This window comes from Methylocella silvestris (assembly GCF_002891535.1).
GTDB classification, from domain to species: Bacteria; Pseudomonadota; Alphaproteobacteria; order Rhizobiales; family Beijerinckiaceae; genus Methylocapsa; species Methylocapsa silvestris_A.
On the sequence record NZ_PDZR01000005.1, the window covers coordinates 90,546 to 111,646 of the forward strand.

17 protein-coding genes are annotated in these 21,101 nt (G+C 63.3%); 10 read left to right on the forward strand and 7 right to left on the reverse strand.

Annotated elements, in window-relative coordinates; translation table 11 throughout:
* Positions 1 to 6: 6 nt before the first annotated feature.
* From CR492_RS06975 to CR492_RS20430, 6 genes are all read left to right on the forward strand, one after another.
* Positions 7 to 1,170, forward strand: coding sequence for an adenylate/guanylate cyclase domain-containing protein (locus CR492_RS06975; protein WP_102843021.1), 1,164 nt, complete (start codon positions 7 to 9; stop codon positions 1,168 to 1,170).
* A 12-nt stretch (positions 1,171 to 1,182) separates the two neighbouring features.
* Positions 1,183 to 2,130 (forward strand): M91 family zinc metallopeptidase, encoded by a 948-nt coding sequence (locus CR492_RS06980; protein ID WP_102843022.1) that lies wholly within the window; start codon positions 1,183 to 1,185, stop codon positions 2,128 to 2,130.
* A 374-nt stretch (positions 2,131 to 2,504) separates the two neighbouring features.
* Entirely contained in the window at positions 2,505 to 3,032 is a 528-nt protein-coding gene (locus tag CR492_RS06985; protein WP_245411998.1) for a hypothetical protein, read from the forward strand.
* Positions 3,033 to 3,270: 238 nt separating this feature from the next.
* Positions 3,271 to 3,798 (forward strand): hypothetical protein, encoded by a 528-nt coding sequence (locus CR492_RS06990; protein WP_146030192.1) that lies wholly within the window; start codon positions 3,271 to 3,273, stop codon positions 3,796 to 3,798.
* Positions 3,799 to 3,937: 139 nt separating this feature from the next.
* Complete coding sequence (locus CR492_RS06995; protein ID WP_245411999.1) at positions 3,938 to 5,305, forward strand: UDP-N-acetylglucosamine-peptide N-acetylglucosaminyltransferase; 1,368 nt, start codon at positions 3,938 to 3,940, stop codon at positions 5,303 to 5,305.
* 90 nt (positions 5,306 to 5,395) lie between these two features.
* The gene (locus CR492_RS20430; RefSeq protein ID WP_146030193.1) at positions 5,396 to 6,673 is read left to right on the forward strand and encodes a HEPN domain-containing protein; all 1,278 of its coding nucleotides are present in this window, start codon (positions 5,396 to 5,398) and stop codon (positions 6,671 to 6,673) included.
* A gap of 26 nt (positions 6,674 to 6,699) precedes the next feature.
* Here CR492_RS20430 and CR492_RS07000 read toward each other — a convergent pair whose 3' ends face one another.
* The 3 genes from CR492_RS07000 to CR492_RS07010 form a co-directional block, all read right to left on the reverse strand.
* On the reverse strand, positions 6,700 to 9,798 hold the full coding sequence (locus tag CR492_RS07000; protein ID WP_102843025.1) for an efflux RND transporter permease subunit: 3,099 nt from the start codon (positions 9,796 to 9,798) through the stop codon (positions 6,700 to 6,702).
* Positions 9,798 to 10,853 carry an efflux RND transporter periplasmic adaptor subunit gene (locus CR492_RS07005; protein ID WP_102843026.1) on the reverse strand — a complete coding sequence of 352 codons (1,056 nt, stop codon included), beginning with the start codon at positions 10,851 to 10,853 and terminating at the stop codon, positions 9,798 to 9,800. The genes CR492_RS07000 and CR492_RS07005 overlap by 1 nt, the downstream gene beginning before the upstream one ends.
* A 159-nt stretch (positions 10,854 to 11,012) precedes the next feature.
* Positions 11,013 to 12,584, reverse strand: coding sequence for an SUMF1/EgtB/PvdO family nonheme iron enzyme (locus CR492_RS07010; protein ID WP_102843027.1), 1,572 nt, complete (start codon positions 12,582 to 12,584; stop codon positions 11,013 to 11,015).
* A gap of 519 nt (positions 12,585 to 13,103) precedes the next feature.
* Between CR492_RS07010 and CR492_RS07020 the strand changes: the two genes are divergently transcribed.
* Positions 13,104 to 14,681, forward strand: a complete 1,578-nt coding sequence (locus CR492_RS07020) for a B12-binding domain-containing radical SAM protein (RefSeq protein ID WP_102843084.1) — start codon at positions 13,104 to 13,106, stop codon at positions 14,679 to 14,681.
* 255 nt (positions 14,682 to 14,936) lie between these two features.
* Positions 14,937 to 17,279: an autotransporter domain-containing protein gene (locus CR492_RS07025; RefSeq protein ID WP_102843029.1), complete on the forward strand. Its 2,343-nt coding sequence runs from the start codon at positions 14,937 to 14,939 to the stop codon at positions 17,277 to 17,279.
* A 73-nt stretch (positions 17,280 to 17,352) separates the two neighbouring features.
* Here the strand turns inward: CR492_RS07025 and CR492_RS07030 are convergent, their stop codons facing one another.
* Together CR492_RS07030 and gloB are read right to left on the reverse strand one after the other, a co-directional pair.
* Complete coding sequence (locus CR492_RS07030; RefSeq protein ID WP_102843030.1) at positions 17,353 to 17,820, reverse strand: cupin domain-containing protein; 468 nt, start codon at positions 17,818 to 17,820, stop codon at positions 17,353 to 17,355.
* The gene (gene gloB / locus CR492_RS07035; protein WP_102843031.1) at positions 17,817 to 18,587 is read right to left on the reverse strand and encodes a hydroxyacylglutathione hydrolase; all 771 of its coding nucleotides are present in this window, start codon (positions 18,585 to 18,587) and stop codon (positions 17,817 to 17,819) included. Before gloB ends, CR492_RS07030 begins: the two co-directional genes overlap by 4 nt.
* Before the next feature lie 216 nt (positions 18,588 to 18,803).
* Between gloB and CR492_RS07040 the strand changes: the two genes are divergently transcribed.
* Positions 18,804 to 19,571, forward strand: a complete 768-nt coding sequence (locus CR492_RS07040; RefSeq protein ID WP_102843085.1) for a class I SAM-dependent methyltransferase — start codon at positions 18,804 to 18,806, stop codon at positions 19,569 to 19,571.
* Here the strand turns inward: CR492_RS07040 and CR492_RS07045 are convergent.
* Positions 19,552 to 20,247 carry an alpha/beta hydrolase gene (locus tag CR492_RS07045; protein WP_102843032.1) on the reverse strand — a complete coding sequence of 232 codons (696 nt, stop codon included), beginning with the start codon at positions 20,245 to 20,247 and terminating at the stop codon, positions 19,552 to 19,554. The two genes, CR492_RS07040 and CR492_RS07045, sit on opposite strands and share 20 nt — an antisense overlap.
* 208 nt (positions 20,248 to 20,455) lie before the next feature.
* Here CR492_RS07045 and CR492_RS07050 point away from each other — a divergent pair, with 208 nt between their 5' ends.
* On the forward strand, positions 20,456 to 20,671 hold the full coding sequence (locus CR492_RS07050; RefSeq protein WP_102843033.1) for a hypothetical protein: 216 nt from the start codon (positions 20,456 to 20,458) through the stop codon (positions 20,669 to 20,671).
* Between the two features lie 7 nt (positions 20,672 to 20,678).
* Here the strand turns inward: CR492_RS07050 and msrB are convergent, their stop codons facing one another.
* The gene (gene msrB / locus CR492_RS07055) at positions 20,679 to 21,080 is read right to left on the reverse strand and encodes a peptide-methionine (R)-S-oxide reductase MsrB (RefSeq protein WP_102843034.1); all 402 of its coding nucleotides are present in this window, start codon (positions 21,078 to 21,080) and stop codon (positions 20,679 to 20,681) included.
* Positions 21,081 to 21,101: the final 21 nt, after the last annotated feature.

The window sequence follows — 21,101 nt, forward strand, 5'->3', positions numbered from 1 at the left end:
ATCCCCTTGCATGATCCGCCGCTCATCCTCGCCGTCGACGACGTCGCCGAAAATCTCGAGATCGTCGTCGTTCGCCTCGAAGCCCATGGCTATGAGATCGTCACGGCCTCCGACGGCGAGGAAGGGCTCGCCAAGGCGCGCGCGATCAAACCCGATCTGATCCTGCTCGACATCATGATGCCGAAGCTCGACGGCATTTCGGTGCTGAAGGAATTGAAGCGCGACGAAAATCTCGGCTTCATCCCGGTCATCCTGTTGACCGCCAAGGCCGACCGCACCGACCTCGTCGCCGGCCTCGACGCCGGCGCTGATGATTATCTGACGAAGCCCTTCGACCAGAGCGCGCTCGTCGCGCGGGTCCGCTCCATGCTGCGGATCAAGGCGCTGCATGATCTCGTCCAGGATCAGGCGCGGACGCTCGCGGAGCAGACGAAAGAACTCGCCGCCTTCAATGCGACGCTCGAGGCGCGCGTCGAGGCGCAGGTCGGCGAGATCGAGCGGATGAGCCGCCTCAAGCGATTCCTCTCGCCGCAGATCGCCGATGTCGTCGCCGCGAGCGATGCGGCCCAGGGCCTGCTCGAAAGCCACCGCCGCGAGGTCAGCGTGCTGTTTTGCGACCTGCGCGGCTTCACCGCCTTCACCGAGACGGCCGAGCCCGAAGAAGTAATGCGCGTCCTCAACGACTACCACGAGACGCTTGGCGCGCTCATCGACCGCTATGAGGCGACGCTTGAACGTTTCGCCGGCGACGGCATGCTGATCCTGTTCAATGATCCGCTGCCCTGCCCGCGACACACCGAGCGCGCCGTGCGCATGGCGCTCGACATGATGGAGGCGATCAAGGGGCGCGCCGCCGCATGGCGCAAGCTCGGCCATGAGCTTGGCTTCGGCATTGGCCTCGCCTGCGGCTACGCCACGCTCGGCCGGATCGGATTTGAGCGCCGCTTCGACTATTCCGCGGTCGGCAGTGTGACAAATCTCGCATCGCGGCTTTGCGATGAGGCCAAATCTGGACAGATCATCATCGCCGCGCGGGCCTTCCATACGCTTGACGATGGCCTGTTTGAATGGCGCCCGCTCGAACCGCTGACGCTGAAAGGGTTTCGGCGGCCAATCGAGGCTTTCGAGATTTTGGGAGCTGCGGCGGCGGCGCAAAGCGCAAGCGTCTGAAGGAAGATCTCGATGTTCTGGCCGCATTGGAAATATGAGGAATATTGCGAGGATAATTCCACGGCGGATGAAACGGCGGATATCGTCGATCCGCCCGAAGAACCGGTCGACGCCCATTTTGGCAATGTCGTCGCGAGCTTCTTTCCGATGGCGGATTGGATGGCCTGGTACGACCTCGCCCTCGATCCGCATGCGTTCAAGATCTATTTGCACCGCTACAAGACGGAGATCAGGGATTACCGGGTAAAGCTGCGCGCGCAGTTCGCGCCGCTTGCCGGCAGCTTCGCCGGCAAGGCGCTCCTTGCCGAAATCGGCAGAGCTGGCGCCCGCACCGCGCGCTTCGTGCCGAACTGGAACTGGAGCGCGCCCCTCAACGCGGAAGCAAGTCCACGCAACAACGTCGGCGCGGACGAGGACTTCGTCAATTCCACGGCGGGCGGAAAGCATGTGCGGGTCAATGGCCGGCGCCGCAGAACCACAGGACGCGGAACCAATTCACGCGTCGCCTACACGCCGCAGATGTGGGGGCCGGGCGGCGGCTCAAAATCCAAAGCCGACGGCGATGCGCCGGATGTGATCATTTTTCATGAGCTCGTGCACGCCGCGCGGCAGATGCATGGCCTGCAGGAATTCAAGGAAGTCAATAAGGGCTATAGCTTCGTCGAGGAATATCTCGCAACCGTTTTGACCAACATCTACATGTCCGAGCGCGGATTGAAGGGACTTCTCGGCGAGCATGGCGACAAGCTGCTCGATCATCCCGAAAAATTCCTCGACAATTATCAGCACATCGACATGAGCCCGCGCGAGCTGATGGCGAAATTCAAGACGGCTCAGCCGGATTTCTACCGCGCGCTTTCTGTTATTCCCGCGGCCAGGGCGCCCTTCAATCCGGTGCAACAATATGAGACGGAGCAGAGGGCCGGACAGGCTCTGGCCGCGACGATGTTCGGGGGCTGATCGGTCCGACCGCTGCTGGCACGATTAGTGAAACCACCTCTCCGCGAGCGGCGGATCGAGAGGCGCGCACGCCGCCCAATGTCATGGGCGAAACACAATTCCTTGCGTGAAGCGCTCGTGACAACAAGCCGTTAGACGCGTTCCGCCGCAAATTGCACGGAACGGCGCCTATGTCTCGAATGGAGCCTTTCCGTCCGCTTTGTCGGGAAAGCGCCATTTCCGCCATCGGCCAGATTTAGCCAGAATTCCTGCAACGACGTCCGCGTCGAGGAGCTTTCGGCTCCCCGCAGGCGATGCGCCCACGCGCCGCATGACACCATCGGCCGTTATGTTTTTGAACCCTTCAAGAATGAGCGGAAGCATGAGATTTTATGATGACCTCCATCGATTCAACACCCTTCAAACGCCTCGATGCGGAAGGGCGTCTTTTGAAGCCCGCGCATAAGGCGGAGACCCGTCGTCCAGGCCGCTTCGGCTTTCGCGGCGAAATCGCGCTGACGATCGACCCCCCTGTCACGCTCGAAGCCGCCTTCGCCACGGCCGAAGACGGCGACGCCGGGTTGTCTTTTCTGGCCGGCTCGCTGTCGTCCTACAAGCAATTGCCAGCCCTCGTCGAAGCGCTAGGCGCCGAGGTCAAAGCCGACGGCAAATATTTCATTTATGTGTCGGATCTCGACCGCGCCTCGCGCTATCAGATCAACATGGGCGGCGTGCCGCTTTATGTTCTGCCGATCGACGACACCTCCGTCTACAACGAGCTGATCGATTTTCTTTATCTCGACAAGACGAAGATGAAGAAATTCGACACAGCCGAAAAACTCGACGTGATCGCCGACGGCGCCGCCAAATACGACCAGGCCTATGAAGCAATCAGCTATGAGGAAGGGCTGAAGCGGCTCTAAGCGGCGTGTCGGACCGAAAAGCGCGCCGGCCTCGAAGCCTCATAGCGAAGAACGGCGAAGCAGCATCCGTCCGGCGATAAGGCTCAGGACCCGAGGGCGTCTCTGCGCAGGGGCCGTTTCGACCGGCGGCGCCGTATGCAAATGAAAGCGTCGGCGCGCCACATTGTCGAGGCAAGGGGATGACATCGAGGCCGCGGATAACTATCTGTTTCGCAGCGGTTTCATCCGGAGACGTCACATGCTGCGCGGGTTTGGTCTTTTCGGTCTCGCCATCGGGGCAATTGCGACGCTCGCGGTCCTTCCGGCCGAGGCGGCGTCATCGACGACGCCTCACAAGAAGAAGGTCGTCGCGGCGCAGCGCCTCAGCGTCGCGGAGGGGCGAAGCGTCGCGCGCGCCGGGGGCCCGGGCGGCCGGCTCGCCTATGCGCCGCGCGGACTGCGCGGGCATGGAACCGGATATACGGAGCTCGTCGGCGATCCAGGCAGCGGACTTGGCTTTTACGCGCTGCCGATCGGCGTGCGCGTCGGCGCTTGGCGCTATCATGTGCGCAACGAGCGTCCGCCGTGGCAAAACCCCGTCCGCTTCGCCATCGCCGCGGACGCTGCGCGTTACAACTATTGGCTGCCAGTCGCCAATAATGGCTACCGCTACGGCGTGTTCAATCCGAACGACGGCGTCGGCACGCCTTTCTTCGCCGGCTATTATGGCCCCGCCGGCGGCTATGACGCGGAGCCGACCCTGTTCGGGCGGCCCTACGGAAAGTGAAGCGTCCGTCGGTGGCTTGGGAATTGCGTGCGTGATGCCGGTATAGTCCGATCAAATTTTTGAGGCGGCCGGCGATGCGCTATCGAATAGGCCCCTCCTGCTCCGCGGCGCGCCCGACGCCAAGGAAATCGCGGCGGCGATGAAATCCCTGCCCCGCCGCCTCGCCATGTGCGAATGGGCCGAGCTGGCCGACGCCGCCCCGCGCATGCGCGCTGCGCTGGCGGCCGGCGGCGCGGATCGAATGTCGCCTTTCCTGTTCCTGTCGATTCCGGGAGTCAATGCGCAGGAGCACCGCCGCCTGTCGGAAGACTGGATTCGCGCGCGCCGGGCGACGAGCATGGACGGACGCGTCGCCTTCGCCTTCGATCTGGGCTCCCGCGAAAAAATCCGCATCGGCTATCTCTCCAATGATTTCCACGATCATGCGACATCCCTGCTGCTGATCGAGACATTCGAGGCGCATGATCGCGCGCGCTTCGAGGCGCACGCCTTTTGCTTCGGCGCCGACGACGGATCGGCGATGCGCGGCCGGCTTCGCGACGCGTTCCATGCGTTTCATGACGTCGCGGCGTTGAGCGACGCTGAAGCGGCGCAAGCCATTCATGACGCCGGCATCGATATACTGATCGATCTCAAAGGCTACACCAAGGGCGCCCGCACCGGCATTTTGTTGCTGCATCCGGCGCCGGTGCAGGTCAATTATCTCGGCTATGCCGGAACCCTTGGCGGCGACCTCTGCGACTATCTCATCACTGACGCGCATATGACGCCGGGGAGTGCCGCCGCCGATTATTCCGAATCCTTCGCCTATATGCCGCATTCCTACCAGCCGCGCGGCCGCAAAGGCGCGATCGGCGCAAAACCGACACGGGCAGAGGCCGGACTTCCAGAGCAGGGCTTTGTGTTCTGCTGCTTCAACCAGGCCTATAAGATCACGCCGGCGGTGTTCGATCTCTGGCGCCGCCTGCTCGACGAATTTCCCGGCAGCGTGCTTTGGCTGCTTCGCGCCGAACAGGCCGAAGGCAATTTACGCGGCGAAGCGTTGCGGCGCGGCGTCTCGCCCGACCGGCTTATCTTCGCGCCCGACATGAACCAGGTCGATCATCTCGGCCGGCTGCAACTCGCCGATCTCGTCCTCGACACCTCGCCCTATGGCGCGCATACGACGGCGAGCGATGCGCTGTGGGCGGGCGTGCCCATTGTCACCTTCGCCGGAGAGACCTTTCCGTCACGCGTCGCGGGCAGCCTGTTGCATGCCGTCGGCATGCCCGAACTGATCGCCGCCGACGCGGAGGAATATCTCGCCATCGCCTCCGTTCTGGCGAGCGAGCCCGAGCGGCTCGCGGCTCTGAAGACAAGGCTGCGGCAGGCCCGCCTGACCGCGCCGTTGTTTGACGTTGGCGCCTACACGCGGGCGCTTGAAGCGCTTTTTGAGACGATGTGGAGCCGACGCCGCGGCGGTCTGCCGGCCGCCGCGATCTGGGCGAGCGTAATAAAAAGTTTTTAGAAACTGGTTGCGTTCATAATTGTAAGCAAACGACTTTATACTATATCAGTAATACTCAGAAATCAGATCTGTATTGTTGAGACATTTCAAATGGGCAATAACGGCCAGCTTCAATCTCGTAAAAACATCCAGAAGGCATTGGATAATTTTCTTACCTGCGCCGATGAAGCACGCTGCAAAACGAATGAACAGGCGTCAACCGCCCTAAGAGGGGGCAATGTGCATCGCATGGCCGAAGGCGGCATTTGGCTCCACACCCCGCAGCTGATAGAAAAAATATCTACGCTGGTGCGTGAATGCTTGGTCGCGTTAAATGCTTTTGAAATTCACGAGACAGATATAAAAGAGGCCATGTGGTCGGCCGCAACGGCGGAAACGAACTCCAAAAACCGTCATCGACAATTCTTTGAATTAATAGAGACTGCGAGAAATGTCCCACAGATATTTCTCGCTGCAAATCATCTCTTTGTCTTGCGAGATCCTGTCAAAATTGTTGAAGTTGGCGATGTTGTTATCCTTCGGACAGCAGCTTTAGCGAACGATGAGAGTTTGGCTTTAGAGATTAGGGTTGGTGAGGCGGAAGGGATTCATTTTACCGAAGCCAAACCAATTCTGGAGCTGCCGTTTATGGCCTGGAAAGTACTGGTGAGCACATCGGTTAGAAATGCGGATGAGGAGGCGCGTTGGAAAATTAATATCGCGATCAGTCTTCTTCGGTGCGCTTTGTTGACCTTGCCATCTGCCCTTAGGCCGCCTAACGGAGATGTTGAGCACCAGCCGACAGAACCTAGTCGCATCACCGCAGCGGCGTTATTAGAAGGTAGATCGTGTCGTTTTAGTGATAATTATGGTCATAGATATCAGATCGACGAGATTGCACTTAACCACCTAAACGAGTGGAAACTTAACGACACCGCTGCAGAAATATTTTACCCGCAAAAGGACACAGTTGGGGAACGTTTAAATCGAGGACTAGGTTGGATGACATTGGCTCGCCAAACCAAACTTAGAGCCGAACGGTTTATGCATTTTTTTACATCTTTAGAGGCTCTCCTCACCAAAAAGGATCAGAGCGTTCCGATAACTCAAAACATTGCACGCTCCGTTGCCTGTATCATTTCCAACAACCCAAAAAGTAGAATTGATATTTCGAAATCTATAATCGATTTGTATGCAAAAAGATCAAGCCTGATCCATGGAGGCACGCGCGCCGAGATTCACGCTTCTGATGTGTATAAATTACAGAGCATCACAGAAATCGTCTATTGGACCGTTATTACGCGAAAACCGGTCAAAACAATCTATCAAGACTTTTCCCGAGAGCTTGAACGTGCAAGCTTCGGCCTCGAGTGGCCTGAGTCGGTATAGGGGGTCCTAGGATCGGGAACGCATTCTTATTTAAGCGTTTTCTCCACCTTGTCCGTTAGCAAGGGCGCGCCCGCCCGCTCCGTCACGAAGCGCCGCCACAACCCGCCGATCGCACGGCCGACATCGTCCATCATCGCGAAAAAGGCCGGCACAAACAGAAGCGACAGCACGGTCGAGACGATCAATCCGCCGATCACCGCAATCGCCATCGGCGCGCGGAATTCGCCGCCAGCGCCGATCGCGAGCGCGCTCGGAACCATGCCGGCGACCATGGCGATCGTCGTCATCACGATCGGCCGCGCGCGCTTCTTTCCGGCCTCGACGATGGCCTGCGTCCGCTCCATTCCCGAGCGCATCGCCTCGATCGAAAAATCGACCAGCATGATTGCGTTTTTGGTGACGATGCCCATCAGCATCAAAATGCCGATGATGACCGGCATCGAGACGGGACGCGAGGTGATGAGCAGCGCGAAAATCGCGCCGCCGATCGAGAGCGGCAGCGAGAACAGGATCGTGACCGGCTGCAGGAAGCTCGCAAACAACACTACAAGCACAGCATAGACCATGATGAGGCCATTGCGCATCGCCTCGGCGAAACCGGCGAAAAGTTCGGCCATGGCCTCGGCGTCGCCGGATTTGCCAACCCTGATGCCCGGCGGCGGGTGTTTCATCAGCGGCAGATCGTAGATCGCGGCCTCCGCCTCTGACAGAGTGGAGCCCGGGGCGAGCGCGGCCTGGATCTGCGCCTCGCGTTCGCGGTCAAAGCGGCTGATCGAGGCCTCGCCCTGCCCCAGCTCGATCTGCGCGATCGAGGACAGCGGCAGGACGGGCCCCGCCCCTGTTGGCACGCCGATGCTTTCCAGCACCTGCTTGTCGGAGCGCGCCGCGCCATCGAGTTTTGCGCGAATCGGGATCTGGCGCCCGTCGGCGTTGAATTTGGCGAGCGCCGGCCCGACGTCGCCAATGGTCGCGACGCGCAAGGTTTCGGAGAGCCCCTCGGTCGAGACGCCGAGCCGCGCGGCCAGATCGCGATCCGGCCGCACCAGCAGCTCCGGCCGCTCCAGCGAGGTCGAGGCGATCACATTGGCCAGCGCCGGAATGCGGTTCATCTGCGCCGCGAGTTCGGCGGCGAAGGTCGCGACGGTGACGGAATCCGGCCCCGTGACGACATAGGAGACGGGACGCTGGCCGTAGTCATCGACGAACCAGCTGCGGATATCGGGCAGCGCGTTGAGATCGTGCGAAATCTCCGCTTCAAGCTGCTGCACGGTTTTGGCGCGTTCGCCGCGCGACGTGTAATTGATGATGATCGAGGCCTTGCGCACATCCGAGGTCGAGGGCGGAATATGGCCGCCATCGATAAAGACATGGGTTACCTCGGAGCGCTGGCGCAGCAGGCGCGAAACATCATCCGCCATCCCCTGCGTCTGCGACAGCGTCGAGCCGGCGGGAAGCTCAATCGCAAGATGCGACCGTCCGGCGTCCTGCGTCGGCTGGAAATCGGTGCCGATCAGCTTGGTCGACAGGATCGAGAGGGCAAACAGCACCAGCCCGATCACCACCGTGCTGTAGCGCCGCTCGACCGACCAGGCGACAATTTTCGCATAGCGCTGTGTGAGCCTGCCCTCCTTTTCTTCCTTATGACCTTCGGCTTTCAGGAAATAGGCGGCCAGCATCGGCGTGATGAGACGGGCGGCGAGCAGCGAGAACAGGACCTCGGCCGAGACGGTGAGGCCGAACTGCTTGAAATATTGCCCGGCGATATTGTTCATGAAGGAGACCGGCGCGAACACAGCGACGATGGTGAGGCTGATCGCGATGACCGCGAGGCCGATCTCGTCGGCGGCGTCGATCGCCGCCTGGAAGGCCGATTTCCCCATACGGATATGGCGGACGATATTTTCGATCTCGACGATGGCGTCGTCTACGAGAATGCCGGTCGCCAGCGTGATGGCGAGCAGGCTGACGAGGTTCAGCGAGAAGCCGAGAACGTCCATCACGAAAAAGGCGGGGATGATCGACAGCGGCAAAGCGATCGCCGCAATCACCGTCGCGCGGATATCGCGCAGGAACAGGAACACCACAATCACGGCGAGGAGCGCGCCCTCGAACAGGGTGCTCATCGCCGAATGGTAATTGCCGAGCGTATAGGCGACGGAGGTGTCGATCAGCTTCAGATCGATGTCTGACCTTGCGGCGTGGAGCGTCTCAATTCGCTTTTCGACCTCGGCGGCGACAGTGACGTCGCTCGCGCCTTTCGAGCGCTGGATCGAGAAGGCGACGATCGGCTCGCCGTCGAGCCGGGCGAAGGTGCGGGGCTCGGCGATGGTGTCGGTGACGACGCCGAGTTCGTCGAGCCGCACCGCCCCGCCCTTCGGCAGGGCGAGAACGCTGCCGGCGAGTTCGTCAAGCGTGCGGGCGCCCGCGAGGGTCCGGATTGACTGCGTCTGGCCGCCGAGCTCAGCCTGGCCGCCGGCGAGATCGAGGTTGGTGCCGCGCAGGCGGCGGCTGACGTCGGCGGCCGTGAGGCCGAAGGCGGCCAGCCGCGCCGGGTCGAGCGAGACGAGAATTTCGCGGTCGACGCCGCCGATGCGCTCGACATTGCCGACGCCGCGCACCTCCTGCAGCTTCGGTTTGACGATCTCGTCGACATAATTCGACAATTGCTCCGGCGTCTTGCCAGGCGCGACGGCGGCATAGGCGAGAATGCTGGCGCCAACGACCCCGACCTGCCGGATCAGCGGCTCGCTGATGTTGCGGGGGAGCTGGCCCCTGATGCGCGTCACCGCATCCTTGACGTCATTCAGGGCGCGGTCGGTGTCGGCGCCGAGCGCGAGGGTGATTGTCGTCACCGAGACGGCGTCGGTCACCTGACTCAGAATATGTCGCACGCCTTCAACGCCAGCGATGGCGTCCTCGACGGGCCTCGTCACCTGCGTCTCGAGTTCGGCCGGCGAGGCGCCAAACTGGCTGACGACCACGGTGACGATCGGCTGGTCGACATTCGGCAAGAGCGTAATCGGAAGATTTTTGAAGCTCGCCATGCCGAGGGCGAGAAGGACGAGGGCAAGGACGATCGCGGGCAGCGGGCGGCGGATCGAATAGGCTGAAACATTGATCGCCATCAGGGACGCTCCGCCGGGTGATCCTGTTGACCGCGAGCCTTGTCGCGATCCTGCCCTTGCTCGTCCGGCAGGATGGGCGTCACGACATCGCCGTCGCGCAGCGAGCCTCCAGCGTTGAGCACGACGAGATCGCCGGCGTGAAGCCCCGCCTCGATCTCGGCGTCGGCGCCGGAGGAAAGACCGACCCTCACCCGCGCCGTCTCGATGATCTTGCCGCGCACGATCTGCACGCTTGCGCCTTCGTTCGAATAAAACAGCGCCGAACGGGGAATCGACAGGCCGCAGCTATGGCGGGCGTCGATTTTTGCACGAATGAGGCGGCCGGCGCGGAGCGCGGGGTCGCGCTCGATCGCGACCCGAACTTCGCCCATTTGCGTCACGGGATCGATCCGCGAGCCGATCCGGCGCACGCGGCCGGAGATCTCGCGGCCGTCCTCGACGGTGATGCTCACCGTCTGATCCGCCTTGACCTCACTGATATGAACGCTCGGCACCTGCGCGAGGGCCTCGATCAGCCCGTCGATGGCGAGCGCAAACAGCGGATCGCCCTGCGCTGAGGCGCCGGCGCCGATCCGCGCGCGCGACTTGACGATGGTCCCCGCGGCCGGCGCGCGCAGCACAATCGAGGCCGGCAGCACTGGGCCAGGCGCGGGCGGAGGCCCCATGCCGGGCGGATAAGGGTTCGGCGCTTCGATCTTTGCGATGCGGGCGAGCGGCTGCCCGTCCGCGACGCTGTCACCTTCAGCGGCAAGCACTTCGGCGACCTGGTAATTTTCAAGCGTCAGGATCACGACGGCGTCGGCGCGCGGCGCCAGAAAGCCGCCGGCGTGGATCGCCTCGGAAAAGCAGCCCGCCGCGGCCTGCGCCACGGCCACCGGCGCCCCGGCTGGCCCCGCGGCCGGAGCCTGCTCCGCGGCGGCTTTTTCAGGAGCCAGAGCCGCGACGAACAGGCCAATGGCGAAGGCCGCCGCCACGCGCGAAAAACGTCCCGCGCGCTCATCGCCGCCGAAACGGGGAGCGAGCCGAGTTGCGGGCGCACTGCGCGTAAAACTCATTTGGGGCTTCTCATGGCGGCTTTTTTGGGAAGCCGCGGCTGGCTGGCGAGGGGCGGGATCGATCAGGTCTTCGCGGGCGGACGAATCGAAGCATTAAAAGGCTTTCCCGGCCTGTCGTCACCTTTGATGATGGAAGATCGCGATGATGCAAGATTGCGATCAGGGAAGATCGCGCACGACGCGAAAGCCATTCGTATAATAGCGAAGCTCCGCATCGTAGAGAAAGCGGGAGGCCGAGCGCACGTAGCGCGCGCCGGCGTCGAACGAGCCGCCGCGCACGACGCGCTGTTTGCATGCGCCCCCGCCCGCGGGCGCCACGACAGCCGAGCCGTCGCGCGGCGCGCCGGCATAGGAAGCGGTCCAGCAGTCAGCGGTCCATTCGGCGATATTGCCCGCGGTGTCATTAAGGCCGAAGGGATTGGCTGGATAGGAGCCGGCGGCGAGCGGGCGCCCGGGGCCGCCGCAGCCGCGGCAATTGGCGTGGTCCGTCCCAACCTCATCGCTCCACCAGAAGCGGCTCGTCGTTCCCGCGCGGGCGGCATATTCCCACTCGGCTTCGCTCGGCAGGCGATAGGCGCGGCCGGTTTTATGCGACAGCCAGTCGAGATAGCGGCTGGCGTCGACAAAGCTCACCTCACCGACAGGAGCGCCGCCCCCGCTTGCGCCGCGATCTTGCGGACGCCAGCCGCCGCAGCCGCCGCCGGCGACGCAGGCGTCCCATTGCGTATTGGTGACCTCAAATCGGCCCATTGCGAAAGGCTTTGCAATCACGACGGAATGGACCGGCTGTTCGGCGTCGAAATCGTCGGACCCCATGGCGAATGCGCCGGCGGGGACGATGACGAGGCTCGGACAGGCGGCGCAGTCGCGAAAGACCGCGCCGGGCCGCGCCTCCGCGGGAGCCCCGAACGCCGCGCCATCTGCCTCGAGGCCCGGCGCTTCATCGGCGAAGCCGGCGCCGGCCGAGCTCTGCGCCGACAGGAAAAACGGCTCGGTCAGCGTCGATTTCATCACCGGGGCCTGCTGGCCTTTGGTCGCGCGAAAAACGCCAAGACGCGTCCGATTGAAAACATCGTCGGCGGTGGAGTCGGGCGCGCTCAGCTCCTTGATCAGTTCAGCGATGAAAACAGAACTCTCGCTCTCCTGATCGCCGACGACCTTGCCGGGCTCGGCCGCGGAAAAAAGCAGCGTCTGCGGCGGCGGGTCGATGACGCCGAGCCCCGCCGAAAAGCTGCGGAAGCGCCGCTCGAACGGATTGCGGCGGGAGGCGTCGAGGATCATCACATTCGGCTTCGCGCCGGCCTTGACCATCGCGGCAAGAACGCCGTCGACGCCGACGCCTTCCTTTCGCACGTCGGCCTCGGTCCAAATGCCGGCGTCGACGGGAATGAGATAGCTCGAACCCTTCGCCTCGACGCCATAGCCCGCGAAGAAAAAGAGCGCCGGACCGCCTGGTCTGATTTGAGCTGCGAACGCGTCGATCGCACGGCGCATCGCCGCCCGGTCGAGATTCGATTGGATCGTCACGGCAAAGCCGAGACGGGAGAGTTCGCGCGCCAGATTTTGCGCGCCAGCGACGACCGCCGCCGAGGCAGGGACGCCGGAATAGGCGGCGTTGGCGATAAGAAGCGCGACGCCGCCGCCGCCTCCCTCGGCCGCCTCCGTCGCGCGGACGCCGGACGCGAGCATGGCGAAAAGGCTCAGCAACAGCAGCAAAACGGGAAAGCGCATGGAGGCGGGACGACGCGATGATCTTTGCGCCCGAAGGCGTCGGAAGCGGCGGGAAGGCGGCGTTTTGAAAGGCTAGCATGCGCCGCACGAAAGTCCATGCGCCGGCACGGCAATGTCGCTCTGCATCAAGCGGTCAAAGCAAAGGAGACGGCGCAAATGAGCCGCGGAAGGATCACGGCGAAGCTTTACTTCCGGCCCGCAGACGATAGGCTTTCCGAATCAGCTGACTATCGGCGGGGCGAACGGCGCGGAGGAGCCGCGGGCGAGGGGTCGGCAAGGAGCCGGATTTGAGGCGCATCCTTCAATTCCGCCCGGCGATCATATCTTCGCCGCCTTCATATCCGCCTCTTTGCGTCGAATGCTGGCGCTTTTTGCGCGCCGACATGACCGGCGCCCCGGACGCCATGCGCGAATCGACAACGAAAGGCTGACAGCCCTTTGACTGAGAGCGCGAGTTTACCCCCCAATCTCCCATCCTTTGCGGATTTCGCGGCTGCCGCCGGAAGCCCGAAGCGGCGCATCCTGTGCGTCTTCCCGCATTATGTTCCCTCGTTCGGCACCTTTGAATACGCCCATGCGCTGACGCCGGGCGTCAAGGCCTTCATGCCGCCGCAAGGGCTGCTGGTTATCGCCGCGGCCCTGCCGCAACATTGGCAGGTCCGCTTCATCGATGAAAATATGACGCGGGCGAGCGCCACCGATTTTGCCTGGGCCGACGCGGTCTTCGTCAGCGGCATGCATATTCAACGCCGGCAGATGGAGGATATTTGCGCGCGCGCCCATGAACAGGACAAGCCCGTCGCCCTCGGCGGCCCCTCGGTCTCCGCCGCGCCGGAGCAATATCCCGCTTTCGATTATCTCCATGTCGGCGAGCTTGGCGATGCGACCGAGGCGCTGATCGACATCATCGCGCGCGACGTCTCGCGTCCGCCGCGCCAGATCATCCTCAAGACAAATGATCGACGTCCGCTCGCCGCGTTTCCGGCGCCGGCCTATGAGCTTGCCGAGATCGACCGCTATTTCCTCGGCAGTATTCAGTATTCGAGCGGCTGCCCCTATACCTGCGAGTTCTGCGACATCCCTGGCCTTTACGGCCGCGTGCCGCGCCTGAAGACGCCGGCGCAGGTCGTCCGCGAGCTCGACAAGCTGCTGGCCTGCGGCGTCAACGGCTCGATTTATTTCGTCGACGACAATCTCGTCGGCAACCGTCGCGCCCTGCTCGACCTTCTGCCGCATCTCGTCGCGTGGCAGAAGCGCAACGGCTACGCGGTGAGCCTTTCCTGCGAGGCGACGCTGAACATCGCCCGCTCGCCGGAAATCCTGAAGCTGATGCGCGAAGCAGCGTTCGACACAATCTTCTGCGGCATCGAGACGCCCGAGCCCGAGGCGCTGCAAGCGATCCAGAAATCGCACAATATTGCCCGGCCGATCCTCGAGTCGGTCAAGGCCATCAACGATCACGGCATGGAAGTCGTGACCGGCATCATCCTCGGCCTCGACACCGACACGGCTGAAAGCGGCGATCGAATCCTCGAATTCCTCGAACAGTCGAACATCCCGCTGGCGACCATCAACCTTTTGCAGGCGCTGCCGAAAACGCCATTGTGGGACCGGCTCGAACGGGATGGACGCCTTCTCGACGACGCCGACCGCGAGTCGAACGTCGACTTCGCGCTGCCTTACGACGAGGTGCTCGCCATGTGGCGCCGCTGCATGGAGAAGGCCTATACGCCCGAAGCCCTGTTCGCGCGCTACGCCTATCAGATGCGCGCGACGCGCCCGAACCGGTTACCGCGACCCTGGAGCCGCCAGCGCCTTTCGCCGCGCAACATCCGCATGGCCATGATCATCCTTGCGAAACTGTTCTGGCATGTTGGCCTGCGCGGCGGCTACAGGCGCGCCTTCTGGACGTTCACCCTCGGCCGGTTGATTCGCGGCAAGATCGAGCCGGTGATCAGCGTCGGCCTCGTCGCGCATCATCTCATCATGTTCGCGCGCGACGCCTGCTCCGGCCGCAGCAATGCGTCGCATTATTCGGCCAGGAACCGCCCGCAGGGCGCCGCGACTCCGCTTCAACCGGAAATTGCGGCCGAATAGGCGTAGCTGGTCCCCGGCCTGTGGCATCAACGCCACAGAGGCCGAAATAGCGCGGCCGCGGACAGCAGCCGGACCGCGGGAAGCCGCGCGAAAATCGTTGTCAGCCAATTGTTAAAGCAACGTAATTCCCCCCAGGCGCTTTTCAGCATGCCCAGCGCCGCGCGGCCAGCCGGGATATACAGAGCCGACTCAGCGGATTGCGTTCAACAATACGTGTAAGCTACAAATTCATAATTGGCGCGCGGGATCATTTCGATGAGCGGTAGCAATTTCAGCTTGAAACGCGTGGCCGCCATTCTGCTCGGAGGCGTCGCGCTGCCTCTGCTTCTGCCTGCCTCGCAGGCGCTTGCCGTTTGCACTTTGACCTCGGTGACGCCGACCCTCGACACCGTCGAGTGCACCGGCAGCACGACAGTCGCCGCTCTTCCCGTCCCGGCCGTGCCGATCAGCACGCAACTGATTCTTGGCGCCGATGGAAACCCGGCGACCATCAACCTCACCGCGAACCTGCCGGTCTTCGTGACCGGCCCGGCGGGAACCTTTTTCGGCCTTGACACCGCCAATACCGGCGCGCCGAGTTCGATCGTCGGCTCCGGCACAGGCGTTCTCGTCCTTTCGCTCAACGGCGCTGATATTCTCATCGGCCAGAACTCTGTCGGCGGCGGCATCAACGCCAATATTACCGGGATCAACGGAAACGGCATCAACGCCATCGCCAGCAGCGTTGGCGGCGTCAGCATTACGACGGCGCCGGGAACGCTCGTCTCGGGCCTTCTTGAGGGGATCAGCGTCACTGTGGTTGATGGCAACGCCAATGTCACTTTCAATGGCGACGTCAGGACCAACACCCCCGCGTCCTTTTACGATATCGCCGTAAGATCCAACGGCGCCGGGAACATCAACATCGGCGGATCCGGGACCGCACTCGCCGGCGGCATCACCGCAGTCAGCGCCGGTACAGGCGACATCACGGTTTCAGGCACCGGAAACACCATCGATCTCGTCAACGGTCCGGGCATCAATGCGGTGGCGGCCAGCGGCAATATCACGATCAACCGGAGCGGGTTCATCGTCGGCGCCCTCGACGGCGTCACCGCCGTCACCGGCGGCGCTGGCAACGTCACGATCTCGACCGTCGGCGACGTCACCGGCAACAACGGCTTTGGCCTGCGAACGTCCGTCGTCAATGGACTGGCGACGATCAATGTCGGCGCCGGCAGCACGATCTGGGGTTCGGCCGGACCGATCAGCCCGACCGGGACGACCATTATCAACAATGCCGGAACGCTAAGCTTCGTCAATGGCGCCACTGGCGCTTCGAACTGGAGCTCCGCGACCCTCAACGGCCTCGGCGGCGCCCTCGCCATCGACGTCAACTCCGGCGCCGGAACGGCCGACCGGTTGACCGTTTCGCGGCTGACGGGCGCCAATTTCATCTCGATCGCCAATATCGGCGCCGCCGGACTGATCTCGACGCCGATCCCGATCCTGACCGCAACAGATCTCGCCGGCGGAGCAACCGTCTCCGCCGCGCCGAGTCCCGGCATTATCAACTATACAGTGCTGCAGTCAGGCAACACCTTCAGCCTCGCCTCTTCCGTCAACACCAGCGTCGCCTCGGCCACTCCGACCAGCATCGACGCCATGCTGACCGCCCTGAATACGGGCTTCTTCCAGAACGCCAGCGCCTTTCTCTCGGAGCCGCCCGATCCCGGCAGGAACCAGTGGAACGGCGGTCTGTGGATCCGCGTCGCCAACGGCCGCAATGACATCTCCTCGACGACGACCGCCTACAACACGACAGGCTCAGCCTCGGCTCCGGCCAAAGTGCGCGCCGACTTCGACGGCTTCCAGACCGGCGTCGACCTTGGCGTCGCCAATGTCGAGGGCACCGGCTGGAACACTCATCTTGGCGTCACCGCAGGCCTCGTCAGCCTGCGCACGAATGATCTGATCCTCAGCAACATCACGAGCCAGGCGAACGTGCCGTTCATCGGCATATACGCCGCCGTCACCGGTCATAATTTCTTTGTGGACGCACAGCTCCGCGAAGACTTCTACGCGCTGAACCTCACCAATCCGGCGGCCTTTCTCAACAGCTCCGCGCTGAACGGCACGGCGGTCGCCGCTAACGCCTCTGCCGGCTACCGCGTCGATCTTCCGTCTGCCTGGTTCATCGAACCTTCCGTCGCCTTCATGTATTCGAACCTGCATATGGACAGCCTGCGCGTCGGGCTCGACGCCAGCGGAACCTCGTCCGGCACGCTCGATTTCAACCCCTTCGAGAGCGCCCTCGGACGCGCCGGAGCGCGCGTCGGCACGACCTATGTGTTCGAGCAGGCCGAACTCGCGTTGCAACCCTTCGTGACCGGCAGCGTATGGCGCGAATTCGCCGGCGACAGCTACACGACGTTTTCGGCAGGCGCATCCTCGGTGCCGCTGAGCGTCACCCGGATCGGAACCTTCGGTCAGGTCGGCGTCGGCGTGTCCGGCCAGGTTCTGAAAACCGGCCTGCTCGGCTTCTTACGCGGTGACTATCGCTTTGGCGGCAACATCGAGGGCTACGCCGTGGTCGCCGGCATGCGCTACCAGTTCTGAACCTTCAGAGCGCGCCGTCACGGAGGGCGCTGATTTTACAGACCGACATCCTCTTTCGGACAATCGGAATCGATTACGCCGCGCCGCCCGCAGGCCGCCATCCCTTTGGCGCAAGCTCGAAGCGGGCGAATTCAAATCCCGGCGCGACGGAACATCCGACCAAAGTCCATCGCCCAAGGCTCGCCGCGCTCTGCCACCAGCGTCCAGGCGCGACCAGCTGCGGCCGCTCGCCCCTGAAAAGATCCCGGCCGAGAATATGACGGCCGACCGTTTCGCCGCTTTGTGAAAGGCTGAGGGCCAGCGGCGCGCCGGCATAAAAATGCCAGATCTCCGCGGCGTCGATTCTGTGCCAGTTCGACACCTCGCCCGCCTTAAGCAGGAAGTAGATCAGCGTCGAGGCGGCCCGCCCGGACGCGTCTGTCGCCTGATCGCGAAACGTCTCCTTGTACCAGCCGCCCTCGGGATGACGCGAGAGGTCAAGCCGCGCGATGATTTCATCGGCGCCCGCAGCCTCGCAATCGGTCGGGGCGCGCCCGCTCATGCGCGGTTCTTGCGCTCGCGCAGCATCGCGAATACCGCAGCCGGATCGGCGCCCGGCATACCGACTGCGGCCTGAAGCTCAGGCTCCTCGGCGCGCAGGAATGGATTGGTCGCAAGCTCGATCGAGATCGTCGTTGGCAGTGTGAATTTGCCGGCGGCGCGCAGCGCCGCGACCTCGGCGGCGCGTTCTTTGAGAAGCGTGTTGCCGGGTTCGACCGAAAGCGCGAATTTGGCGTTGGCGAGCGTATATTCGTGGCCGCAATAAACCTGCGTCTCGTCTGGCAGGGCGGCGAGCCGCGAGAGCGAATGAAACAGCACGTCCGGCGGCTCCTCGAACGCCCGGCCGCACCCCATCGCAAAGAGGGTGTCCCCGACGAAGGCAAGATCCTCCTCCGCGAACCAATAGGCGACATGCCCGCTGGTGTGACCTGGAAGCGTCATCACGCGGGCTGCGAGCGAGCCGACCATAATGAGATCGCCCTCGCCGACCTTGAGATCGAGGCCGCCGATCTTTTCGGCCTCCTTCAGCGGTCCGACCACGCGCGCCTTCGGGAAGGCGGTTTTGAGCGCTCCGACTCCCTGGACATGGTCCGCATGGTGATGAGTGAGGAGAATGTCGGTCAGCTCCCACTCGCGCGCGGCGAGCGCGGCGAGAATCGGCGCGCCGTCGGGCGCGTCGATCGCAGCGGTGGCGCGCGTCTCGGGATCATGCACAAGCACGCCGAAATTATCGCTGAGGCAGATGAATTGATGGATGTGGGGCGCCATTGCTTGCTTTCCTGCGCGTGCTGTCCTGCGCGCGTTCCCATGCTGCGGCGTGAGTTTGCCACGCCTGTCTTCGACATCAAACCGCAGGGACCGGGTTGATCGCCATAGAATGTGCGCAAGCTCTGCGCGCTCAAAGGGTAAGGGTTTATTTTTCGCGAGCCAGGGCTGATGATCGCGGGCGGGCTTTTGCCCAGGATCTCTTACGCCCGGCAGGCCATGTCGCTCGATGTCATCGATCTGCGCTCCTTCTATGATTCGCTCGCGGGCGATCTCGCGCGGCGGCTGATTGCGCGCATCGTGCGGGAGCGGTTTTCCAACTGCGCGGGATATTCGATCCTCGGGGTCGGCTACGCCACGCCTTATCTTGGCGTCTTTCGCGACGAGGCGGTGCGCGTGCTCGCCTTCATGCCAGCGCAGCAGGGGGTCGTCCACTGGCCGGCCGCCGCCTGCTGCGCGTCGGCGCTGGTGGAAACCATCGCGATGCCGCTGCCGGACTCTTCGATCGACCGGGCGATTCTGATCCACGGCCTCGAAACGACCGAGCATCCGCGGGAGCTTCTGACCGAGATCTGGCGCGTCCTTACGCCCGGCGGGCGGGTCATCATCGTCGCGCCAAGCCGGTCCGGCCTCTGGGCGCGTCTCGACCGCACGCCGTTCGGGCACGGCCAGCCGTTCTCCCGCAGCCAGCTGCGCGACTTGATGCGCGACACGCTGTTTTCCCCGACGCATTGGACCGAGGCGCTTTATGCGCCGCCGTTCCGCCATAAAACGCTGCTGCGCGCCGGCGTCATCTTCGAGAAGATCGGCGCCTTCTTCGGCCTGCCGGGAGCTGGCGTTCTGATCGTCGAGGCGACGAAGCAGCTGTATCGCCCGGTGCCGGCGACGCAGCGCGCCCAGGAGGCTTTGCCGCAATTCGCGCCGGCAGCCGACCCCGTTGGCGCGCCCATCTCGACGCGCAGCCGATTTAGATTCGACCGCGGATAGCCGGGTCGATCTCGATCTTGAAGCTGCTGGCCAGAAAAAGGCCGCCGTGCTTCAGCCCCGGGCCATCGATGCCATGACCGAGACCCGACGAAAAATGCCATTGGCACGGGACATTGGCGCCGGACAGCGCCTCCGCCGACAAAAACAGGGCCTCGGGCGAAATGACGTCGTCTTCGCTGCCATGAACCAGCAGGATCGACGGCGGCTTCATCCCCTTGGCGGCGACGGCTTCTTGCAGATGCTCCGGACCGACGACCTCCCCCGAATAGCCGAGGATGGCGGCGGGCGAGCGGGCGCGGCGAAGACCGACATGAAGCGCCATCATCGTCCCTTGGCTGAACCCGACGAGCGCGAGCTTCGAATCATCCAGTTTGTGGCGCTCGAGCTCGGCGTCGAGGAAAGCCTGGAGGCCCGGCGCCGCCTTGTTGACGCCGGCCCAGCGCTCCTGCGGATCGCGCATCGTCAGGGGAAACCATTGCCGGCCGCCCGGCGCCTGCACGCAAGGGTCGGGCGCATGCGGCGAGGCGAAGGCGGCGTCTGGCATGAAAGGCTGCCATTGCCGCGCAAGTTCGATCAGATCATTGCCGTCGGCGCCGTACCCATGCAGAAAAACGACGAGTTGCTTGGCCGTTCGCGATTTCGCCGCAAGGCGCGGGCCGTCAATCTGTGCCGCCATGAGAAGATATCCGCGGGTGGGGGGAGCGATTTTGGTCCCTCGCCATTAGAGCATGGCGCGGAAAAGTGGAACCCTTGCGCCTCATTTTCCCTCGCGCGAGGCGCTGAGTTAGACGTTTACCGGCGCGCAAGGCGAGATTATGCTTTGCCGGCGATGGCGGCGCGGGGTTTGCGCCGTCCTGCGGATCGCGCCATCCCGAGGAGCGCGCATGTATATCATCGCCCGCAACATCACCGGCCCGCGGCTGCGCTGCGAGGCCATGATGGTCGACAAGAAGACCTTCACGCCCTGGCCCCCGACAAGCGAGGACGGCTGGCGCCGCGCCTACAAGTTCCGCGACAAGCTGATGGCCGAGGTCGTACGCATGGAGGCCGACCCGATGGGCAAACAGCTCAAGGTCATTGAGGCGGTTTATATTCCGTGAGGCCCGCTCATTCGGGCGTAAAATTCATCGCCACGCCATTGATGCAATAGCGCAGGCCCGTGGGCGGCGGACCGTCGGGAAAAACATGGCCAAGATGGCTGCCGCAGCGACTGCAATGGCACTCGGTCCGGCGCATGCCGTAGCTGCGGTCTTCCGAGGTCTCGACAGCGCCGGGCAGCGGATCGTTAAAGCTTGGCCAGCCGGTGCCGCTCTCGAATTTGCCGTGCGAGGCGAAAAGCTTCTGGTCGCAGCCGGCGCAGGAAAAAACGCCCGCGCGCTTCTCGTAGTTCAGCGCGCAGCTTCCGGCCGGCTCGGTGCCATGGCCGCGCATGATGCGGTACTGCTCGGGGTCAAGAATCTTACGCCATTCTTCTTCGGTATGGGTGACCGGAAAAGTTTTCACATCCATGCGCTGCGCTCCACGCCAGGG